This is a genomic window from Bacillus sp. HMSC036E02, from assembly GCF_001836235.1.
In the GTDB taxonomy this organism is placed as follows: Bacteria; Bacillota; Bacilli; order Bacillales; family Bacillaceae_G; genus Bacillus_A; species Bacillus_A cereus.
Window position 1 is genome coordinate 56,895 of sequence record NZ_KV827880.1, and the last position, 19,343, is coordinate 76,237.

Here is a 19,343-nt window from a genome sequence, read left to right on the forward strand (position 1 = left end):
TCATGTATTCTTTATGAGAGGAATCAACCTGCATACCGCAAGCGAGTAGCAGGACGAAAATAAACATGATACAATCGGATAAGATATATATTCGAGGAAGGACAGTGGTTTTCATGATTATTCGTAATGAACAAGATTTAGAAGGCTTACGAAAAATCGGCCGCATCGTTGCGCTTGCACGTGAAGAAATGAAAAAACAAGCGAAGCCAGGTATGACAACGAAAGAGCTTGATTTGATCGGTAAAAAAGTATTAGATGAGCATGGTGCTATTTCTGCACCTGAAAAAGAATATGATTTTCCAGGTGTAACTTGCATTAGTGTAAATGAAGAAGTTGCTCATGGTATTCCAGGAGATCGTGTATTAAAAGAAGGCGACTTAGTAAACGTCGATGTATCCGCTGCACTTGATGGCTATTATGCAGATACAGGCATTTCATTTGTTCTTGGAGAAGACGAGGCAAAAGAAAAACTTTGCCAAGCAGCGGTTGATGCATTTTGGGCAGCAATGAAAAAGGTTAGAGCTGGCTCAAAACAAAATCAAATTGGTCGTGCTGTTTCAAACTTCGCACATAAAAGTGGATACAATGTTATCCAAAACTTAACTGGTCACGGCATTGGTCTTAGCTTACATGAAGCACCAAATCACATTTTAAGTTACTATGACCCAATGGATAATGCGCTTCTAAAAGACGGTCTTGTTATCGCTGTAGAACCGTTCATCTCTATGAAAGCTGATCATATTATTGAACGTGGTGACGATGGTTGGACATTCGTTACACCAGATAAAAGTCTTGTTGCACAATGTGAACATACCGTTGTCGTAACACGCGGTGAACCAATAATCTTAACAGAAATCTAATACCAAAAACGGCTGTTTTGTAGATTTATTCCACATAAAACAGCCGTTTTTTATTTTTGGGAAAATATGTGAACTAGTGTTGAACTCTTTATCATTTAAGTATATAATCTTTAGCGGAGGTTACTTAAGCTTATCTTTACTAAAAAGATATTGTAACTAAGGAGTAAAACACCTTCTTTCCTATTGTTTAAACAGGCTCAAAAATGACCGTAGTAACGTGTTAGTCGAATATTCTGTAATCCTTATATTTCTCTAACAATGTAAGAAACTATCACCTTTCAACTTCGGTCCACTAATCGCACAACTCTCTTTAGACAAAATAAATGACTATTTTCAAAGTACATATTGTCTTCATTCTGACCAAAACCAACCCTATCTAGATTTTTATTTCCACATAACTTTAAGGCAAAAATAAGCCTTCACAAAGGGATACACTACATTGGTTAGTATGTATCGTAAAACTTACCTTTATAACCATTCTTTTTTACTAGATATACATGAAAACTATCTCACATATAAAGGTCTGATATCATTATTTATATCAGTATTTTTTTCGACATTTTTTGTCGAATTGTGTATATTTCCATAGAACTGTGTAAATATACATTTTGTTTTACGTTAAATAATATTGCTTTGAACATAATTCTGTTTGTCTGAGAACGCGTATAGAAACGGAGGGATAACAAAAATAAATAGCTTATAACAAATACTTTTAATATTCCATTTGTTCATGTGGAATAAGTCCCCAATGGACAAATGAATGTTCAGAGGAGGAAAAATGAAAAAACTTTTTAATGTATGTTTAATTGTATTCGTACTATTTTCGCAACTTGCTAGTTTTCCATACAATCAAGTAAAAGCGGAAACCTTAACAGGAGATTCCTTATTTGACACTGTTGAAATGAAAGATGCGACGAAGCATATTATTGACGAAGCAAAAAATCCTAACAATTTAATAAAGATAGGATCAACCATTCAAGTAGAATACGCTTGGTCAATAAAGGATCAACAAGTTGCACACGCAAATGATACAGCAGTAGTTCAAATACCACTTGCATTAAAAGTATCTAAAGATTTGCAAGGGGATTTAGTAACAGATCAAAAAAATATTGGTCAATATTTTATAACAGCTAAAGATAATAAACTAAAATTAATATTTAATGATCAAGTAGAAAATTTGAAAGACGCTAAAGGAAAAATTAAAGTTGATACCGTGTTTAACTCAACTTTAAAACCTGGGGAAAAATCTGTTCAAATCGCTTTTCCTTTAGGAACAATGGTTCAGCCTATATCAGTTCCTGTTCAAGTAGAAAACTCTAAAGAAGATGGCACCAAACAGGATACTAATAAACAAGCGCAAGATCCAGTAGCTAAACCTGTTACTGATAATCCGGAACAAAACCCAGCAACTAAAACTGTTACCGATAATCCGGAACAAAACCCAGCAGCTAAAACTGCCACTGATAATCCGGAACAAAACCTAGCAGCTAAAATTGCTACTGACAATCCAGAACAAAAGCTATCAAGCGACCCTGCTGAGAATACAAATTCAGGTCCAAAGCAAATAACAACAAACATTTTAACCGGTGTAAAGTTGACGGATAAAGACGGAAAACCATTTACAGAGGATAACCGTCCAAGTACAGATTCCCCTGCCAATATTGAGTTTACATGGGAACTTTTAAAGTCAATGAATGTGAAAAATGGAGATTACTATATTTTTGATCTTCCTAAACATTTTAAGATTTACAATACAATTAACAGTCCTTTATATGATAGTGAAAACCATCAAATTGGTAATTTTACTGTTACAAAAGATGGAAAAGTCACGATGACATTCAACGATTATGTTGAAGAGCATCCAGATGTTGCTGGTAACCTACAATTAAAGACAGAATTTAATAAAGCTGAAATTAAAGGTACAACAACACAAGAAATTCCTTTCCCGATTAAAGATAAGGATGTTTCTATTACAGTTGACTTTAAGCCTAATGTACAAACAGCTACGAATAAAAAAGGATTACCTGATAGACCAATTAATACAAATGAAATTAATTGGAAAGTAGAGATGAACAAAACGCAAGACACCCTTAAAAACGCTATTTTTAAAGATAACATTCCACAAGGTACAAACTTAAATAAAGATTCTATTAAAGTTTATTATTTAGAAGTTGATGTTAATGGGAATGTAACGCGTGGTGCAGAAGCTGAGCCAACAGATTACAATATTATTTCATCAGATGGCTCAAAATTGGAGATTGCTTTTAAAGATTCTATCAATAAAGCATATCAAATCGAATATGCCACAAAAATTACTGATGAAAATATTAAAAGTTTCCGAAATAACGTTACGATAACGAGTGATAATCAAAAGCAACAAAACGCAAGCTCTACTGTAACGGTTTCTCGTGGTACACACTTAAATAAAACAAGTAAATATGATCCAAAGACGCAAACAATTGAGTGGACAATTACTTACAATGGTGATCAAAGAGAGATCAAAAAAGCAGATGCGATTTTAAAAGATATTTTTGACGATACACACGAACTAGATGCAAATTCTATTGTTGTAAAAAACGCTTCATATAATGAAAAAGGAACGCTTGTAACAGGAGACGCTGTTAATAATTACACTGTAAGTAACAAGAAGAATGGCTTCGATTTACAGTTTAATGATGATATTAATAGTGCTTATGTGATTACCTATAAAACCAAGCCAACTAATAAAGTTATAGAAGATGGAAAAGTAAAAAATAAAGTTACAGCTGATAATGATTCAAGTAAAGAAAATGAAGCTAGCTTCAAGCAGCAAAATATTATTAAATCTAATAATAAAGCTGAAACAAATTATAAAGACAAAACAACAACTTGGACAATTATAGTAAATAATAACAACTATCCATTAAACAACGCGATCATTACGGACACCTTTGATCATGGTGGATTACAATTAAAAGATAAGAAACTAGAAATTAAAGACGGTAATTATACCCTTCAGGCTGGGACTGACTATATTTTAGATACAACAGATAAAGGCTTCAAAATTACTCTTATAGGTACGTATCAGTCTAATATGACAAAGACATTAGTCGTAAAATATACGACAGACTTTGATTATACAAAGCTAGAAAGTGGTAAAACTTCATTTAAAAATACAGGTAACCTATCTTGGATAGATACGGATTCTAATCCACAATCAAATAAGGTTGAAGCTAATTTTGATCCTGATACTTTCACAAAAGCAAATGGTTATAAATACGGTTCTTATAACGCCCAAACGAAGGAAATTACTTGGATAATAGGCTTTAACTATAATAATGTTGAGATTAAAGATCCTTATGTTATAGACGTCATACAAGATAAACAAAAGTTAGTGCCTGGATCCATTGAAGTGCGCGATATGATTTTAAATGGAAATCCTAATAATGCACAACCTGGTAATGCTGTACCAACTGAGCAATATGAACTTGAAGAACCTACAGAGAACAATAAAAACACCCTAAAGGTTCATTTCAAACAATCAATTAATTCACCTTACTATATTATCTTTAAAACAAGCCTTGATGGTGAACTTATCCAAGGTACCTACAAAAACGAGGCAGATTTAAAAGATGGCTCTAAAATTGTAAACACCCTTACAGGTGACACTCAAGTAAATAAAGGTGGCAGCTTCGTTACTAAAAAAGCTGTGCAAGACGACAACTATATTAATTGGAGTATCGCAATTAACGAAAGCCAATCAACCATTGCAGATGCCGTTGTAACAGATGACCCAACCGAAAATCAGGTAATTGTGGAAGATTCATTCCACTTATATCCTACAACTGTTGATCCATATGGAAATTTAACAAAAGATACAGTAAACGAATTAAAAGAAGGAACAGACTATAAACTCAAAATAACAACAGACAATAATACCGGAAAGCAACATTTCGAAATTGCCTTCTTGAAAAAAATTGATCGAGCTTATATTTTAGAATATCGCTCACTTATTAATGCAGACGATAAAGAAAAAGTAAGTAATAAAGCGAAAATCACAGGCAATAAGTTGACAGTTAAAAACACAGAAACTACTGAAACGATTGAAGTGAGAATGTCTTCTGGTTCAGGCGGAGGATCTGCTACTAAAGGCCGTGGAAACCTTGAAATTATAAAGGTAGATAACGACAATAAAAACGCACTATTAGCTGGGGCAGAATTTACTTTATACGATCGTACAGGTAAAACTGTTATCCGTAAAATTACAACAGACAAAGACGGTATCGCTAAATTTAATAATTTAAAACGCGATAAATATTTATTAAAAGAAACAAAGGCTCCTGAAGGCTATGTAATTAGCTGGGATTTAAAACAAGGGAAAATTGTTGAACTTGGTACACAAGAGACTACAACATATAAACTTGCAAATAAGAAGTTTGTCGGTAAAGTAGTTTTAACAAAGTCTGATGACCTGAATAAAAACGTCACACTGCAAGGTGCCGTTTTCACACTACTTGATAAAGATAAAAAAATAATTTCAGAACACGAAAAATTAACAACAAATGATAAAGGACAAATTACTGTAGATAATTTAAAACCAGGAACTTACTATTTAAAAGAAATAAAGGCTCCTGAGCATTATCAATTAGATGATCGACTTATTGAATTTACAATCGAGGAAGATCAAACAACAGTAATCAATAAAACGGCCCAAAACAGCTTAATTAGAGGCTCAGCTATCCTAACAAAAGTTGATAAAGAGGGTAATACTTTAGAAGGTGCTGTATTTAGTGTACGGGACCAAAATAACAAAAGAATTCCTGGTTATACCAAATTAACGACAAATGGTAACGGACAAATCGAAGCGAAAAATTTACTTCCTGGAGAGTACCAGTTTGTTGAAGAGAAAGCACCTGAACATTATGAAATAGATAAAAAACCGCTTAAATTTACAATTGAAAAAAGCCAACAGAAAGCACTTACTGTTACCGCGACAAATCACCTCATTAAAGGTGGTGTCACTTTAACGAAAGTCGATGATGTCGATGGCACTGCCCTTGAAGGTGCTGTATTTAAAATTGTCGATGCGAATGACGAGAAACAAGTAATTCGTGAAAATATAAAAACAGGTTCAGATGGAAAAGTTACCATTAAAGATCTAGAGCCTGGTGTTTATAAATTTATCGAAACAGAAGCTCCTAAGGATTATACGTTAAGTACAAACCCTATCGAGTTTACAATTGATAAAAGCCAACAAGCTCTTGCTACTGTTACGGCAAATAACAGCTTAAAAACGGGCGAAGTTGAATTATTAAAAGTTGATGAGTTTGGTGAGAAAAAACCACTTGAAGGTGCAGTATTCAAGCTTGTCGATACAAATAATAATGACGTTTCCCCTTACACTAACTTAACTACTGATAAACACGGTAAAGTTAAAGTTAGTAACCTACGTCCTGGTACGTATAAATTCATTGAAATAGCTGCTCCTGAACATTACGTTTTACGAGCAGAACCTATTGAATTTACAATCGATAGAAGTCAGAAAGAAACTCTACTTGTGAAAGCTGAAAATGCTTTAAAACCAGGAGATGTTGAATTAACAAAAGTTGATGATATCGATGGTACAGCTCTTGAAGGTGCTGTATTTAAAATTGTTGATGCAAATGATGAAAAGAAAGTCATTCGCGAAAATGTAGAAACTGGTGCGGATGGTAAAGCTATCGCTACTGGCTTACGCCCTGGCGATTATAAATTTATCGAAGTAACAGCACCGAAGTATTACGACAAAAATACAAAACCAATTAAATTTACGATTACAGAAAGTCAAACAACTCAGGCTACTGTTACCGCTAAAAACAGCTTAACAAAAGGCGGTATTGAGTTAACAAAAGTGAATGCTGCAGATGAAAAGGAAACACTTGAAGGTGCAGTATTTAAAATCGTTAATAGGGATACTAATGAAGATATTCGTACGGACCTTGTTACGAATAGTAAAGGAATGCTAGTTGTAGATGACTTACGTCCTGGTAACTATAAACTTATCGAAACAAAGGCTCCAACTTATTACGATGTAAATGTAGAACCAATTGAATTTACAATCGAAAAAGGACAACAAAAACTCCTTCCACTTACATTTAAAAATAGTTTAACGAAAGGAAAAGTTAAACTTATTAAAGAAGATGATGTGGAAAGTAGTAAAGCTCTTGCCGGCGCTGTATTCACATTGCAAGACGCAACTGGCAAAGAAATTATGAAAGATTTAACAACAGATGATCACGGAGTATTAGTTATTCCTGATTTAGCACCAGGGGATTATCAATTTATCGAAACAAAAGCCCCTGAACATTATAAATTAGACAAAACACCTATTAAGTTCACAATTAAAAAAGCTAGTAAGGAAGATCTTCCTATCCCTGTTACTGTAAAAAATAGTTTACTTACAGGTGGCGTCACTTTAACAAAAGTTGATGATGTTGATGGCACTACTCTTGAAGGTGCAGAATTTATAATCGTTGACGCTCATGATACTAAAAAGGTAATTCGCAAAGGTTTAACGACTGATAAAAACGGTAAAATTACCGCTTCTGATTTACGTCCTGGAGACTATCAATTTATTGAAGTAAAAGCTCCAAAAGACTATACCTTAAGCAAAGACCCTATTCCGTTCACTATCGAAAAAAGTCAAAAAGAGAATATTACTGTTACCGCTACTAACAGTTTAAAGAAAGGTGCAGTAACATTAACAAAAATTGATGACATCGATCGTACGATGCTCGAAGGTGCAATCTTTAAGATTGTGGATATGAATGGTAAGGAAGTTCATACGAATCTTGTTACAGATAAAAACGGTAAAATTTCTGTTTCTGATTTACGCCCTGGAGACTATCAGTTCATTGAAACAAAAGCTCCTGAGCACTATGTATTAGATGAAACAACGATTCCATTTACAATTGAAAGAAGTCAAACGAAAGAGATCAATGTTACAGGCAAAAATGCTTTGAAAAACGGTAGCGTTGAACTAACAAAGATTGACGATATTGATATGAATACAAAACTTGCTAACGCCGTATTTAATTTATTAGATGCAGACGGAGAGCTAGTTAAAGAAGGCTTAAAAACAAATGATGAAGGTAAAATTGTTGTTGAAAACCTACGTCCTGGTACGTATCAATTCGTTGAAACAATTGCTCCTGAACATTACGATTTAGATAAAAAACCTATCGTATTTACAATTAAAAAGAGCCAAACTGAAACTCTTCATGTCACTGCTACAAATGCTTTAACAAAGGGTGCAGTTAAACTTTCTAAAGTAGATGATGTTGATGGCACTGTTCTTAAAGATGCAGTATTTAAAATTGTTAATATGAACGGTGATGTAGTTCATAAAGACCTTGTTACAAATGAACAAGGAATAATCGAAATTAACGACCTACGTCCTGGTGATTACCAATTTATCGAAACGAAAGCTCCGAAGCATTACGTTTTAGATGAAACACCAATCAAATTCACTATTGAAAAAGGACAGAAGAAAGCTATTTCTTTAACTGCTACAAATAGCTTACAACAAGGTAGTATCGAATTACTTAAAGTTGATGATTTAAACACTCAAACAAAACTTGCCGATGCGGTATTTAATTTACTAGATCAAGATGGCAAAGTACTTAAAACAGATTTAAAAACAAACAGTGAAGGTAAAATCGTTATCGAAAACTTACGTCCTGGTACGTACCAATTCGTTGAAATAACGGCTCCTGAACACTATGATTTAGACAAAAAACCAATTATATTTACAATTGAAAAAAGCCAAAAAGATATTGCTACCGTTACTATGAAAAATAGTTTAACAAAAGGCGGCGTGGAACTTTCTAAAGTGGATGACGTCGATGGCACTACTCTTGAAGGCGCAGTATTTAAAATTGTGGATATGAATGGCACTGTAATTCGCAAAGATCTTGTTACGAATCAACAAGGTAAAATTAGCGTTTCTGACCTACGTCCTGGTGATTATCAATTCATCGAGACAACGGCTCCGAAACACTATGATTTAAACAAAGAGCCAATTCCATTCACAATCACAAAGAGCCAAGCTGATCCTATCTCCGTTACAGCTACAAATAGCTTAACGAAAGGCGCTGTGGAACTTTCTAAAGTAGATGATGTAGATGGTACTGCTCTTAAAGATGCGATATTTAAAATTACTGATATGAATGGTAACGACATTCGCACTGAGCTTACAACAGATGTACATGGAAAAATTTCTGTTTCTGATTTACGTCCTGGGGACTATCAGTTTATTGAAACGAAAGCTCCTGAACACTATAAATTAGATAGTACACCTATTAAGTTTACAATTAAGAAAAGCCAAAAAGAAAAGCTCCAAGTTACTGCTACAAATAGCTTAACTGAGGGTGCTGTAGAATTAATAAAAGTGGATGATATAAATCCAGATACAAAACTTTCTGATGCAGTGTTTAACATCATCGATGCGAAAGGTAAAATTGTTCGCACTGATTTAACTACTGATAAAGATGGGAAGATTTCAGTTTCTGATTTACGTCCGGGAGATTATCAGTTCATTGAAACGAAAGCTCCAACTGGCTATGATTTAAACGTTAAACCAATTCCTTTCACAATTACGAAAGGACAATCTCAGGTTACCTCTGTTACAGCCTTAAATAGTTTAACAACAGGTTCAATTGAGTTAACTAAAGTTGATATTGATCACCATGGAACACTTGAAGGTGCCATTTTCAATATTTTAGACCAAGATGGAAAAGTCATCCGAGAAGGTTTAAAAACAGATCAACACGGAAAAGTAATCGTAAATGATTTGAAACCTGGTAATTATCAATTAGTAGAAACAAAGGCTCCTAAAGGCTATCAATTAGATGCATCACCAATAAACTTTACAATTGATAGAGCCCAAGCTAAGCCACTACAAATTACAGTTTCAAATAAAAAAATTGAATCTTCTTCAGGTGGAGATGACAAGCCAATTACTCCTCCAAATAAAGAAGATAACAAAGGCAATGAAACATCTGAGAAACACGAAAACGGAACTTCTGAAGAACAAAATAATGAAACACCTGAGAAACACGAAAACGGAACTTCCGAAGAAACATCGAATAAAACAGATAACAAACAGCAAGATGATCGAAATACGGATAAGCACCTTCCAAATACAGGTCATAAAGAAGACCCTACACAAACAGTAGGTATTGTTCTTCTACTAGCTGGATTATTAAGTATTTTAGCTACAAAACGCAAAAAAAATTATTAATAATTTTTTCACATCCAATCAATCTCTCAATTGATTGGATGTTTTTTATACAAAAAGGACGATACATAAAGTATCGTCCTTTTAACGGGGTGAGGCTGCCCAAAAGTACGGAAAACCTTTGAACAGCCTCTTATTTTCATATGGATGCCTTACATATATCACTGATAATAATTATGAAATGCGGAAACATAATTACCATCAACTGATTCAAACATGAGAAATGAAACCCTACAGTGGTTCCATTCCTCTACATAATCTAAAGTTTGGGTACACTAGATTCATGCAATGTAGGAGCTTTCAGAGTAGAAAGCGAACCTTCGTTTAAAATGATAGCATACATATCTCCCTCAAAAATATGCAAATATGCATATATCGTTTTTTTATTTCTCAATGTCAGAATATTGAAAAATAAAAGGTGTGAAGGTAAAATAAAGTCATTATCCGTCTTCTTTTGTCAGTCAGAGAGAATAGAAGAATAGGAGAGGAAAAAATGAGAAAATCATTGAAACAAAAAATAGTAAGCTCTTTGCTTGCTGTATCACTTGCTGTTAGCTTAGCTCCAATTGGGCAAGCAAAAGCGGATTCCACGTCAGAGGTTACACAAACTCCATCTATTACAAAACAGATTGATCCAAACCGCGCGATTGAACATGTTCGTTTCTTATCTGAAACAATTGGTCCTCGCCCCGGTGGAACAAAATCCGAAGAATGGGCTTCTCGTTACATTGGTATGCAGCTTAAATCAATGGGCTATGAAGTAGAATATCAACCATTTCAGGTGCCCGATCAATACGTTGGATTCATTGAATCACCCCTATCAACAAAACGTAATTGGCAAGCTGGTGCTGCTCCTAATGCACTAATTTCTACAGAAGCTGTTACAGCTCCCCTTATCTTTGTTCAAGGTGGGACAAAATTAGAAGATATTCCAAATGAAGTAAACGGTAAAATTGTTTTATTTGAAAGAGGAACGACAGTTACCGACTATAATAAACAAGTTGAAAATGCTGTTAGCAAAGGTGCAAAAGGTGTTCTTTTATACAGTTTAATTGGCGGACGCGGAAATTATGGACAAACCTTCAATCCCCGCCTAATGAAAAAGCAATCTATCCCTGTCTTTGGTCTTGCTTATGCGCAAGGAAATGCATTTAAAGAAGAAATCGCTAAAAAGGGGACAACAATTCTTTCCCTAAAAGCGAGACATGAATCTAAATTAACATCTCTAAATGTTATCGCCAAAAAGAAACCAAAGAAGAGTACAGGTAATGAAAAAGCAGTCGTTGTAAGCTCGCACTATGATAGTGTTGTCGGAGCACCTGGCGCAAATGATAATGCTTCTGGAACTGGATTAGTATTAGAACTAGCTCGTGCTTTTCAAAATGTAGAAACTGATAAAGAAATTCGCTTTATTACCTTTGGTTCTGAAGAAACTGGATTACTTGGTTCGGATTATTACGTGAATAGTCTATCCCAAAAAGAACGCGACCGTATTTTAGGTGTCTTTAACGCCGACATGGTTGCAACAAATTATGATAAAGCAAAGAATTTATACGCTATGACACCTGATGGCTCTACAAACTTTGTAACAGATGCTGCCTTGCAAGCAGGTAAACAACTAAATAATGCCCTCGTCCTACAAGGTAAATTCGGTTCTAGTGATCATGTTCCATTTGCTGAAGCTGGTATTCCTGCTGCTCTATTTATTTGGATGGGTGTCGATAGTTGGAATCCATTAATCTATCATATTGAGAAGGTATACCATACACCTCAAGATAACGTATTAGAAAATATTTCACCTGAACGAATGAAAATGGCATTAGACGTTATCGGAACAGGTGTTTATAACTCGCTTCAAAAACCTGTTACTCAAACTGAACAGAAAGCTGCTTAATCAATAAAAGACCACTGATTTTTATCAGTGGTCTTTTATTGAGAAAAAATATATATGCATAAAAGCATATTTTATCCTACTCATTATCGTATACAATATTAACTGTAACAATACCGATTACAACTTATAAGGAGGCTTTTTCTATTATGAAAAAAATGATTTTAGCAGGTGCGTTAACTTTAGCGGGTATTACCGGCGCTACCGCGTTTATTCCTGAAACAAAAGTCGCTGCTGCCGCTCAAGAACAAAGCTTTACAAAATTTTATTCTTTGCAAACTGGAGGTAGTTCTGAACAAGAACCTGTTTTCCTTCAAAAGGGACAAGAGTTAACAATTCAACCTAACAGCAAAACTCCTAGTTACAGTGTTTATGACTCAAATCATAACCTTATTGGACGTTATTCTGATGGTTACGGCCGAATTTTCACTGCAAAAACAGATGGAAATATGTATGTTCAATTTCATGCACCTTACGTTTACTATAGTCCTGTTAGTTTTTCTGTTACTTATACTATTCAATAGAAAAGAGGTCCTTTATAGGACCCCTTTTATTTCTCTTCCCAATTCACTTTTACAAATCCATCTTTTACTGTTAATCCGCTTATATTCAATACATATTCCTCATTTGCTTTTAAAGTAACTGTAAAAGTACCTTTTTTCGATTCACAAATTTCCTTTAACTCTTTTATACCTTCTCCTCGTCTTTCATACACACTAAAGCATAAGTTTCCTCGTTTTGCATCTGTCTCATAAGAAAATGTCACTTCTGTATCCTTTTCATACTGAAATTCAATATCCTTACTGGCAATATCCCATGATGAGAATTTTGCCTCATAACTTGTTTTCCCTTGCTTCTCATTTGCCAAATATATATCCCCGGCTCTCCATGCATCATCTAACGTTTGTGCAAAAGTAAAACCACTAAGTAATACAAACATTGTGCTTGCCAATATCGCAACTAATGTTACTTTCTGTTTTTTAACAAAATTCACCTTACATTCTCCTTCAACCTTCTTTTTACTTCTTCTTACCATATATAATAAAAGCCCAATAAAGAATGGCAATATAACTGCTAAAATACTCCATCCTTTGCTCATTTGATGTGCTTTAGCATCTGTATATACCCATGATGCAACACATATTAAAAGTGCTATAAAAGCTAAAAACATCGTCACTCCAGCTACTTCAAATAGTACAAACGGATTAGCGAACTCTTTCATGTAATCTATACTCCTTCTTTAAAAATGACTGTATTACAACATATATCGGAATGTATACATGCATCATAATCACAATGGCTATCAACATAGGAATTTTATAATCCAAATGTGTGACAAATTGTTCTATAACAATTGTTAACAAAACAATCCAAATGGTGTGAATACAAATCATCCATTTCCTCTCTAACTTCTGAGCCTTTCGCACGCCCTGCTTCGTGTTATTTATTAGCTCTTCGCTTGGAGTTATCTCTTCTGCTAAGCTACTCTTTACCTTCTGTTCAAATTTATCTTCTGTCATAAACGAACCCCTCCAAATGTTCTCGCATTTGCTTCTTCGCATAATTAAGGCGATATTTCACTGTACCAATCGGTATATTTAATATTTCGCTCATTTCTTTATAAGAGTATTGTTCATAATAGTAGAGTACGAGCACGGTTTTATATTTTTCATTCAATAGCTGTATAACTTCCCGTATCATTTCCGCTTCCACTTTTTGAATAAATTCTTCTGATATATTCACATCATCTGCGAAATCTATTTCTCCACCATCTTCTTTATGAAATAAATCTAAGACGCGATCTTTCCATCTTTTCTTCTTACGGTAAAAGTCATAAAATGTACGAACGCAAATTGTAGTAATCCACTTTTTATAATTATCCACATAAAAAAGTTGGTGCCTTGATGAAAAAACCTTTATCCACGTCTCTTGAAAAATATCTTCCGCATCTTCTTTCGTTTTCGCTAACTTGTAGCATAAGGAATATATTTGCTGCTTATATATATCAATTAATTCTTCTATCTTTTCTTCCATCATAAGCCTCCTGTCATTTATATAAGACGACGCAAATTCCCCTTTTGTTTGATAAATTTTTTTTATTATCTCCACATAAAAAGGCAATCACAACATTGTGTGATTGCCTTTTACTGAAAGCGAAAAATCGGCTCCGCTTTTCTTTATTTCCAGCTTTGCCTCCTATTCTAAACGAGCCGCTTCCGCTTTTCTTCATTACATTTTTTCTGGTGCAGATACTCCTACGATTGCTAATGCATTTTGAAGTGTAGTGCGTACTGCTTTCATTAATTCATAACGAGCTTTACTTAATTCTACGTTATCTTGGTTTAATACTTTTTCTGCATTGTAGAAGCTGTGTAATGTTGCTGCTAATTCAAATGCATAGTTTGTAATACGGTGTGGCAGACGTTTTTGTGCTGCATCCGCAACTACAGCTGGGAATTCACCAAGTTTTTTCAGTAACTCTACTTCTTTCTCAGAAGTAACAAGCTTGTAGTTCACATCTCCGCCTGTAGCTAATCCTAACTCTTCACCTTGACGAAGGATACTGCATACGCGAGCATGAGCATATTGTGCATAGTATACTGGGTTTTCATTAGATTTTGATACAGCTAAGTCCATATCGAAGTCTAAATGAGAGTCACCGCTACGCATTGCGAAGAAGTAACGCATTGCGTCCACGCCTACTTCTTCCATAAGCTCACGAAGTGTAACTGCTTTACCCGTACGCTTACTCATCTTCATTTTTTCACCATTTTGATATAGTTGTACCATTTGGATGATTTCTACTTCAAGCGTGTCTTTATCGTAACCAAGTGCTTGAATAGCAGCCTTCATACGAGGAATGTAACCGTGGTGGTCAGCACCCCAAATGTTGATTAACTTATCAAAACCACGCTCTAATTTATCACGGTGATACGCGATATCTGGCGTTAAGTATGTGTAAGAACCGTCGTTTTTAATTAATACACGATTTTTGTCATCGCCGTAAGTCATTGAACGGAACCAAGTTGCGCCGTCTTCTTCAAAGATCTCTTCACGCTCTTTTAATACAGCAAGAGCTTGATCGATTTTTCCGTTTTTGTATAGTGATGTTTCTGAGAACCATACATCAAATTTAACACGGAAGCTTTCTAAGTCTTTTTGAAGTTTTGCTAATTCATATTTTAAACCGTATTCACGATAGAATTCATAACTTTCTTTTTCATCAGCTTTCGCATAACGATCGCCGAATTCTTCAGCTAAACGTTTACCGATTCCAATGATATCCGCACCATGATAACCGTCTTCTGGCATTTCTTTATCTAAGCCTAAAGCTTGCATGTAACGAGCTTCAACAGAAAGAGCTAAGTTATGAATTTGGTTACCAGCATCATTAATGTAGTACTCACGAGATACATCGTAGCCTGCTTTTGCTAATAGGTTACATAAAGTGTCACCTACTGCCGCACCACGTGCATGTCCTAAGTGAAGGTCACCTGTTGGATTCGCAGATACGAACTCAACTTGTACTTTTTCACCTTTACCAGTATTCGTTTCACCGTAAGCTTCACCAGCGTTTACGATTGTTGGAATTAAATCTGTTAAGTAGCTATTATCCATATAGAAGTTAATAAAACCAGGACCAGCGATTTCGATTTTTTCAATAGAAGCTTTTGCTTTATCGAAGTTTGCAACTAGTTCTTCTGCAATCATACGAGGTGCTTTTTTCGCAACGCGTGCAAGTTGCATTGCCATATTTGTAGAGAAGTCACCATTTGTTTTATCTTTTGGAGATTCTAATACAACGTTTGGAATCTGTTCTTCTGTCGCTAATTCTGCCTTTAATACAGCAGCCTGAATTTCTTCTTTAATCAATCCTTTTACTTGTTCTAAGGAATTCATTATTTTGCCTCCTTCAAATTAATTGTAATAGTATATCTGCCAGCTTCTTGTTCACTTAGAAGCAATGCGTAAGTTAAGAAGAGTTGTCCTTTTTTCTTTTCATCCGACCATTTAAAAAGAACGTTATCAGTCTTTGTTTGCAATGCAAACGTACCAAGTTCACTCGTATACGTACCAGTTGTCCATTCACCTTTCACATGCGTCTGACGCATAGAAACAGCACCTGAACGCATAATGAGAACTTGTTCATCTTGAATTTTAATAATTGTTTTCACTTCGCCTTGTTCGTTCGGCTCCTGGAATGTTACATATGTACCTTGACCTTTTACATAGTATTGACCATCTGCTTCAAAAGCAACGGTTTCCTTCCTCGCCCCTTCACGGATTTCTGTTACGAAATGAACGTGTACCGGCAAGCCTGCAAGTTGTTTCTCCACGTCTTGCACACCTTTCAAATGTTATAGATATTAAATACTACTTATAATAAATCACTTTTCCTATCATATCAAAAAAAGACTCTGTCTGTCTGCTGAAAAATCAGGAAAACTCCATTTCAAAAAATAATTCACTTCTACTTTATTTTATATGATAAAATATTTTTTAAATCTAAATATTCTTTCAATTAAAGAGGTGAATATAGTGATACCAACAAAGTTAAAAAAGGGTGATGAAATACGGGTGATTTCACCATCGTGTAGTTTAAGTATTGTTTCAAATGAAAATAAAAAATTTGCTATAAAAAGATTAACCGACATGGGCTTTCAAGTTACATTCTCAAAATATGCCGATGAGATAGATCGATTTGCTTCCTCTTCTATTTCTTCCCGCATTCAAGACCTCCATAAAGCATTTAGAGACCCTAATGTAAAAGCTATTTTGACGACACTTGGCGGATACAACTCCAATGGTTTATTGAAACATCTCGATTATGATCTAATTCGTAAAAATCCGAAATTTTTCTGTGGTTATTCAGATATTACTGCTTTAAATGATGCAATTTACGCAAAAACAGGTCTCGTTACATATTCAGGACCCCATTTCTCTTCCTTTGGAATGGAGAAAGGGCTCGAGTATACAACCGATTACTTTTTAAAGTGCTTAACTTCTAATGAGCCTATTGAAGTCCTGCCATCTGAAACATGGAGCGATGATTCTTGGTATATAGATCAGAAAAATCGAGAATTTATTAAAAATAAAGGATACGTTTCAATTCAGGAAGGAGAAGCTACAGGAGATATTATCGGTGGCAATATGAGCACATTTAACTTACTGCAAGGTACACCATATATGCCAAATTTAAAGGACAAAATTTTATTTATTGAAGAAGATAGTTTAACTGGAACATCTACTCTTAAAACTTTTGATCGTTATTTACATTCCCTTATGCAGCAGCAAGATTTTGAATACATAAAGGGAATCGTTATAGGAAAGATGCAAAAAGGTGCAGAATGTACGATAGAAGACATTCAAGAAATGATTGCTTCAAAACCTGAACTTGCACATATTCCTATCATTGCAAACGCAAGTTTCGGGCATACAACCCCGATTTTCACTTTTCCAATTGGTGGACGTGCAAAAATTATTTCTAACAAGGAAAAAACATCTATCACTATTTTAACGCACTAAAAAGGAGCGAATGAGTCGCTCCTTTTATGGTTTTTCTATTTTTTCCAACGCTTTTTGTGGAATAGATTCTTTCGGGATTTCAGCCCATCCTTTTCCTTGCATACCTTTTGCATAAATTTTTATAAACGCCCCCGCATGCAATTCACGGTTCATCATTCTTTTAATGATCTGTAACTTTCCGTCTTCTGTATACCCTTTAAAAGTATACAAGTATTCTCCGTCTTTTTTCTCACCTTTATCTATAACCGCATAATAATCTTGTATTTCTTTATTTGAAAAGAAGTTGTCTACAAAAGCATGTACACCTTCTGTTTTTGTGTTCAAATAATACGCTGTTCCACCTAGAATAATGGCGAATACAGCTAAAACTTTAATTACCAATTTCATACATGAACCTCCTGTTTGCACTTCTTTCTCACTAGTATTATATCTATACTTGTATTATACGGAAAAGAGCATACTATACTCTATCTAAAAGTCTTACACTTTCCTTACATTATTGTAAGGGATTTTTCTTACAGCAAGTTCCCAAGAAAAAATTTTTCCGTTTCATACACTTTTATATTATTATTGAATGATACGAATTTTTATTACAAAAATCAAAGGAGACAGTTTTCAAATGGCTATCTTGCAAGGTTTAGCACTATTACTTGTTGTACTTTGTCTATTTACACTTTTTAGTTACCGTGCGCCTTATGGAATGAAGGCGATGGGTGCTTTAGCTAATGCAGCAATCGCAAGTTTTCTTATTGAAGCATTTCACCGTTATATAGGTGGAGAAATGTTTCATAATGACTTTTTACAATCAGTAGGAGAAGCTTCAGGTAGTATGAGCGGTGTCGCAGCAGCGATTTTAGTCGCATTAGCAATCGGTGTTTCCCCCGTATACGCTGTTTTAATTGGTATCGCTACTAGTGGATTCGGTATTTTACCAGGATTTTTCGCTGGATACGTTTGTGCTTTCGTCGTGAAATTTCTCGAAAAGAAATTACCAGCTGGCGTGGAATTTTTAGCAATCCTATTTATCGCTGCACCAATCTCACGCGGAATGGCAATGCTTATGGATCCGCTTGTTAACGCAACACTCGGTAAAATCGGTTCTATGATTTCAGTTGCAACTACAGAAAGTCCTATCATTATGGGTATTATGCTTGGTGGATTAATAACAGTTATTTCTACCTCTCCACTGAGTTCTATGGCACTAACTGCAATGCTTGGATTAACAGGTTTACCAATGGCGATTGGTAGTCTTGCCGTTGCGGCCTCAGCCCCGATGAACTTTATTTTCTTTAAACGATTAAAAATTTGTTCAAAGAAAGATACAATTGCTGTAGCAATCGAGCCTTTAACACAAGCCGATGTTGTCTCAGCAAATCCAATTCCAATCTATATGACAAATTTCGTTGGCGGTGCACTTGCCGGTATTATTACATCGCTATTCCAGCTTGTTAATAATGCACCAGGAACAGCATCACCAATTCCAGGTCTTCTTGTCCTATTCGGATTTAATGACGTTGTAAAAGTAACAATTGCTGCTATATTATGTGGAATCGTTACCACTATTGTCGGATACATTGGATCTATTGTGTTCCGTAAATATCCAATCCGCTCTGCTGATGAAATTCGCGGAGTTACTTCGGAAGAGAAGGTTGCATAAGAAAAAGAGCTATTCCCATCGTTTGAGAATAGCTTTTTTTTGTGTTGCGTAACGGCAAATGAAATTATATCGGCGGTTTTTTCAATATATCAGCGCAACTCGAATTATATCGGCGATTTTTTTAATATATCGGCGCAACTCGAATTATATCGG

At 34.9% G+C, this 19,343-nt stretch carries 12 protein-coding genes; 6 read left to right on the top strand and 6 right to left on the bottom strand.

The window, feature by feature from the left end:
• Positions 1-65: 65 nt before the first annotated feature.
• From map to HMPREF2590_RS26445, 4 genes are all read left to right on the top strand, one after another.
• A complete protein-coding gene (gene map / locus HMPREF2590_RS26430) occupies positions 66-860 on the top strand; it encodes a type I methionyl aminopeptidase (RefSeq protein WP_003313889.1) in 795 nt (264 codons plus the stop codon).
• Between the two features lie 778 nt (positions 861-1,638).
• Positions 1,639-10,119, top strand: a complete 8,481-nt coding sequence (locus tag HMPREF2590_RS26435) for a SpaA isopeptide-forming pilin-related protein (RefSeq protein WP_050822181.1) — start codon at positions 1,639-1,641, stop codon at positions 10,117-10,119.
• 490 nt (positions 10,120-10,609) lie between these two features.
• Positions 10,610-12,010 (top strand): M28 family metallopeptidase, encoded by a 1,401-nt coding sequence (locus HMPREF2590_RS26440; RefSeq protein ID WP_070861626.1) that lies wholly within the window; start codon positions 10,610-10,612, stop codon positions 12,008-12,010.
• Positions 12,011-12,156: 146 nt separating this feature from the next.
• A complete protein-coding gene (locus HMPREF2590_RS26445; RefSeq protein WP_000738223.1) occupies positions 12,157-12,531 on the top strand; it encodes a hypothetical protein in 375 nt (124 codons plus the stop codon).
• A gap of 26 nt (positions 12,532-12,557) precedes the next feature.
• Here HMPREF2590_RS26445 and HMPREF2590_RS26450 read toward each other — a convergent pair whose 3' ends face one another.
• The 5 genes from HMPREF2590_RS26450 to HMPREF2590_RS26475 form a co-directional block, all read right to left on the bottom strand.
• Positions 12,558-13,229: a hypothetical protein gene (locus HMPREF2590_RS26450; protein ID WP_000657193.1), complete on the bottom strand. Its 672-nt coding sequence runs from the start codon at positions 13,227-13,229 to the stop codon at positions 12,558-12,560.
• The gene (locus HMPREF2590_RS26455; RefSeq protein WP_000133823.1) at positions 13,213-13,527 is read right to left on the bottom strand and encodes a hypothetical protein; all 315 of its coding nucleotides are present in this window, start codon (positions 13,525-13,527) and stop codon (positions 13,213-13,215) included. Before HMPREF2590_RS26455 ends, HMPREF2590_RS26450 begins: the two co-directional genes overlap by 17 nt.
• A complete protein-coding gene (locus HMPREF2590_RS26460) occupies positions 13,514-14,041 on the bottom strand; it encodes an RNA polymerase sigma factor (RefSeq protein WP_000391478.1) in 528 nt (175 codons plus the stop codon). Before HMPREF2590_RS26460 ends, HMPREF2590_RS26455 begins: the two co-directional genes overlap by 14 nt.
• Before the next feature lie 195 nt (positions 14,042-14,236).
• The gene (argS, locus tag HMPREF2590_RS26470) at positions 14,237-15,907 is read right to left on the bottom strand and encodes an arginine--tRNA ligase (protein WP_001086445.1); all 1,671 of its coding nucleotides are present in this window, start codon (positions 15,905-15,907) and stop codon (positions 14,237-14,239) included.
• Positions 15,907-16,344, bottom strand: a complete 438-nt coding sequence (locus tag HMPREF2590_RS26475; RefSeq protein WP_000414862.1) for a YwiB family protein — start codon at positions 16,342-16,344, stop codon at positions 15,907-15,909. The genes argS and HMPREF2590_RS26475 overlap by 1 nt, the downstream gene beginning before the upstream one ends.
• Positions 16,345-16,546: 202 nt before the next feature.
• On the opposite strand from HMPREF2590_RS26475, the gene HMPREF2590_RS26480 reads away from it, so the two are divergent.
• The gene (locus HMPREF2590_RS26480; RefSeq protein WP_050822182.1) at positions 16,547-17,533 is read left to right on the top strand and encodes a S66 family peptidase; all 987 of its coding nucleotides are present in this window, start codon (positions 16,547-16,549) and stop codon (positions 17,531-17,533) included.
• Between the two features lie 24 nt (positions 17,534-17,557).
• Here HMPREF2590_RS26480 and HMPREF2590_RS26485 read toward each other — a convergent pair whose 3' ends face one another.
• A complete protein-coding gene (locus HMPREF2590_RS26485) occupies positions 17,558-17,920 on the bottom strand; it encodes a YxeA family protein (protein WP_000779919.1) in 363 nt (120 codons plus the stop codon).
• Between the two features lie 232 nt (positions 17,921-18,152).
• On the opposite strand from HMPREF2590_RS26485, the gene HMPREF2590_RS26490 reads away from it, so the two are divergent.
• Positions 18,153-19,190, top strand: a complete 1,038-nt coding sequence (locus HMPREF2590_RS26490) for a PTS sugar transporter subunit IIC (protein WP_000996332.1) — start codon at positions 18,153-18,155, stop codon at positions 19,188-19,190.
• Positions 19,191-19,343 lie beyond the last annotated feature (153 nt).

Coding starts and splice junctions, on each gene's coding strand:
- map (WP_003313889.1), top strand. CDS start 66: ATGATACAATCGGATAAGATATATATTCGAGGAAGGACAGTGGTTTTC.
- HMPREF2590_RS26485 (WP_000779919.1), bottom strand. CDS start 17,920: ATGAAATTGGTAATTAAAGTTTTAGCTGTATTCGCCATTATTCTAGGT.
- HMPREF2590_RS26435 (WP_050822181.1), top strand. CDS start 1,639: ATGAAAAAACTTTTTAATGTATGTTTAATTGTATTCGTACTATTTTCG.
- HMPREF2590_RS26455 (WP_000133823.1), bottom strand. CDS start 13,527: ATGACAGAAGATAAATTTGAACAGAAGGTAAAGAGTAGCTTAGCAGAA.
- HMPREF2590_RS26445 (WP_000738223.1), top strand. CDS start 12,157: ATGAAAAAAATGATTTTAGCAGGTGCGTTAACTTTAGCGGGTATTACC.
- argS (WP_001086445.1), bottom strand. CDS start 15,907: ATGAATTCCTTAGAACAAGTAAAAGGATTGATTAAAGAAGAAATTCAG.
- HMPREF2590_RS26450 (WP_000657193.1), bottom strand. CDS start 13,229: ATGAAAGAGTTCGCTAATCCGTTTGTACTATTTGAAGTAGCTGGAGTG.
- HMPREF2590_RS26490 (WP_000996332.1), top strand. CDS start 18,153: ATGGCTATCTTGCAAGGTTTAGCACTATTACTTGTTGTACTTTGTCTA.
- HMPREF2590_RS26460 (WP_000391478.1), bottom strand. CDS start 14,041: ATGGAAGAAAAGATAGAAGAATTAATTGATATATATAAGCAGCAAATA.
- HMPREF2590_RS26440 (WP_070861626.1), top strand. CDS start 10,610: ATGAGAAAATCATTGAAACAAAAAATAGTAAGCTCTTTGCTTGCTGTA.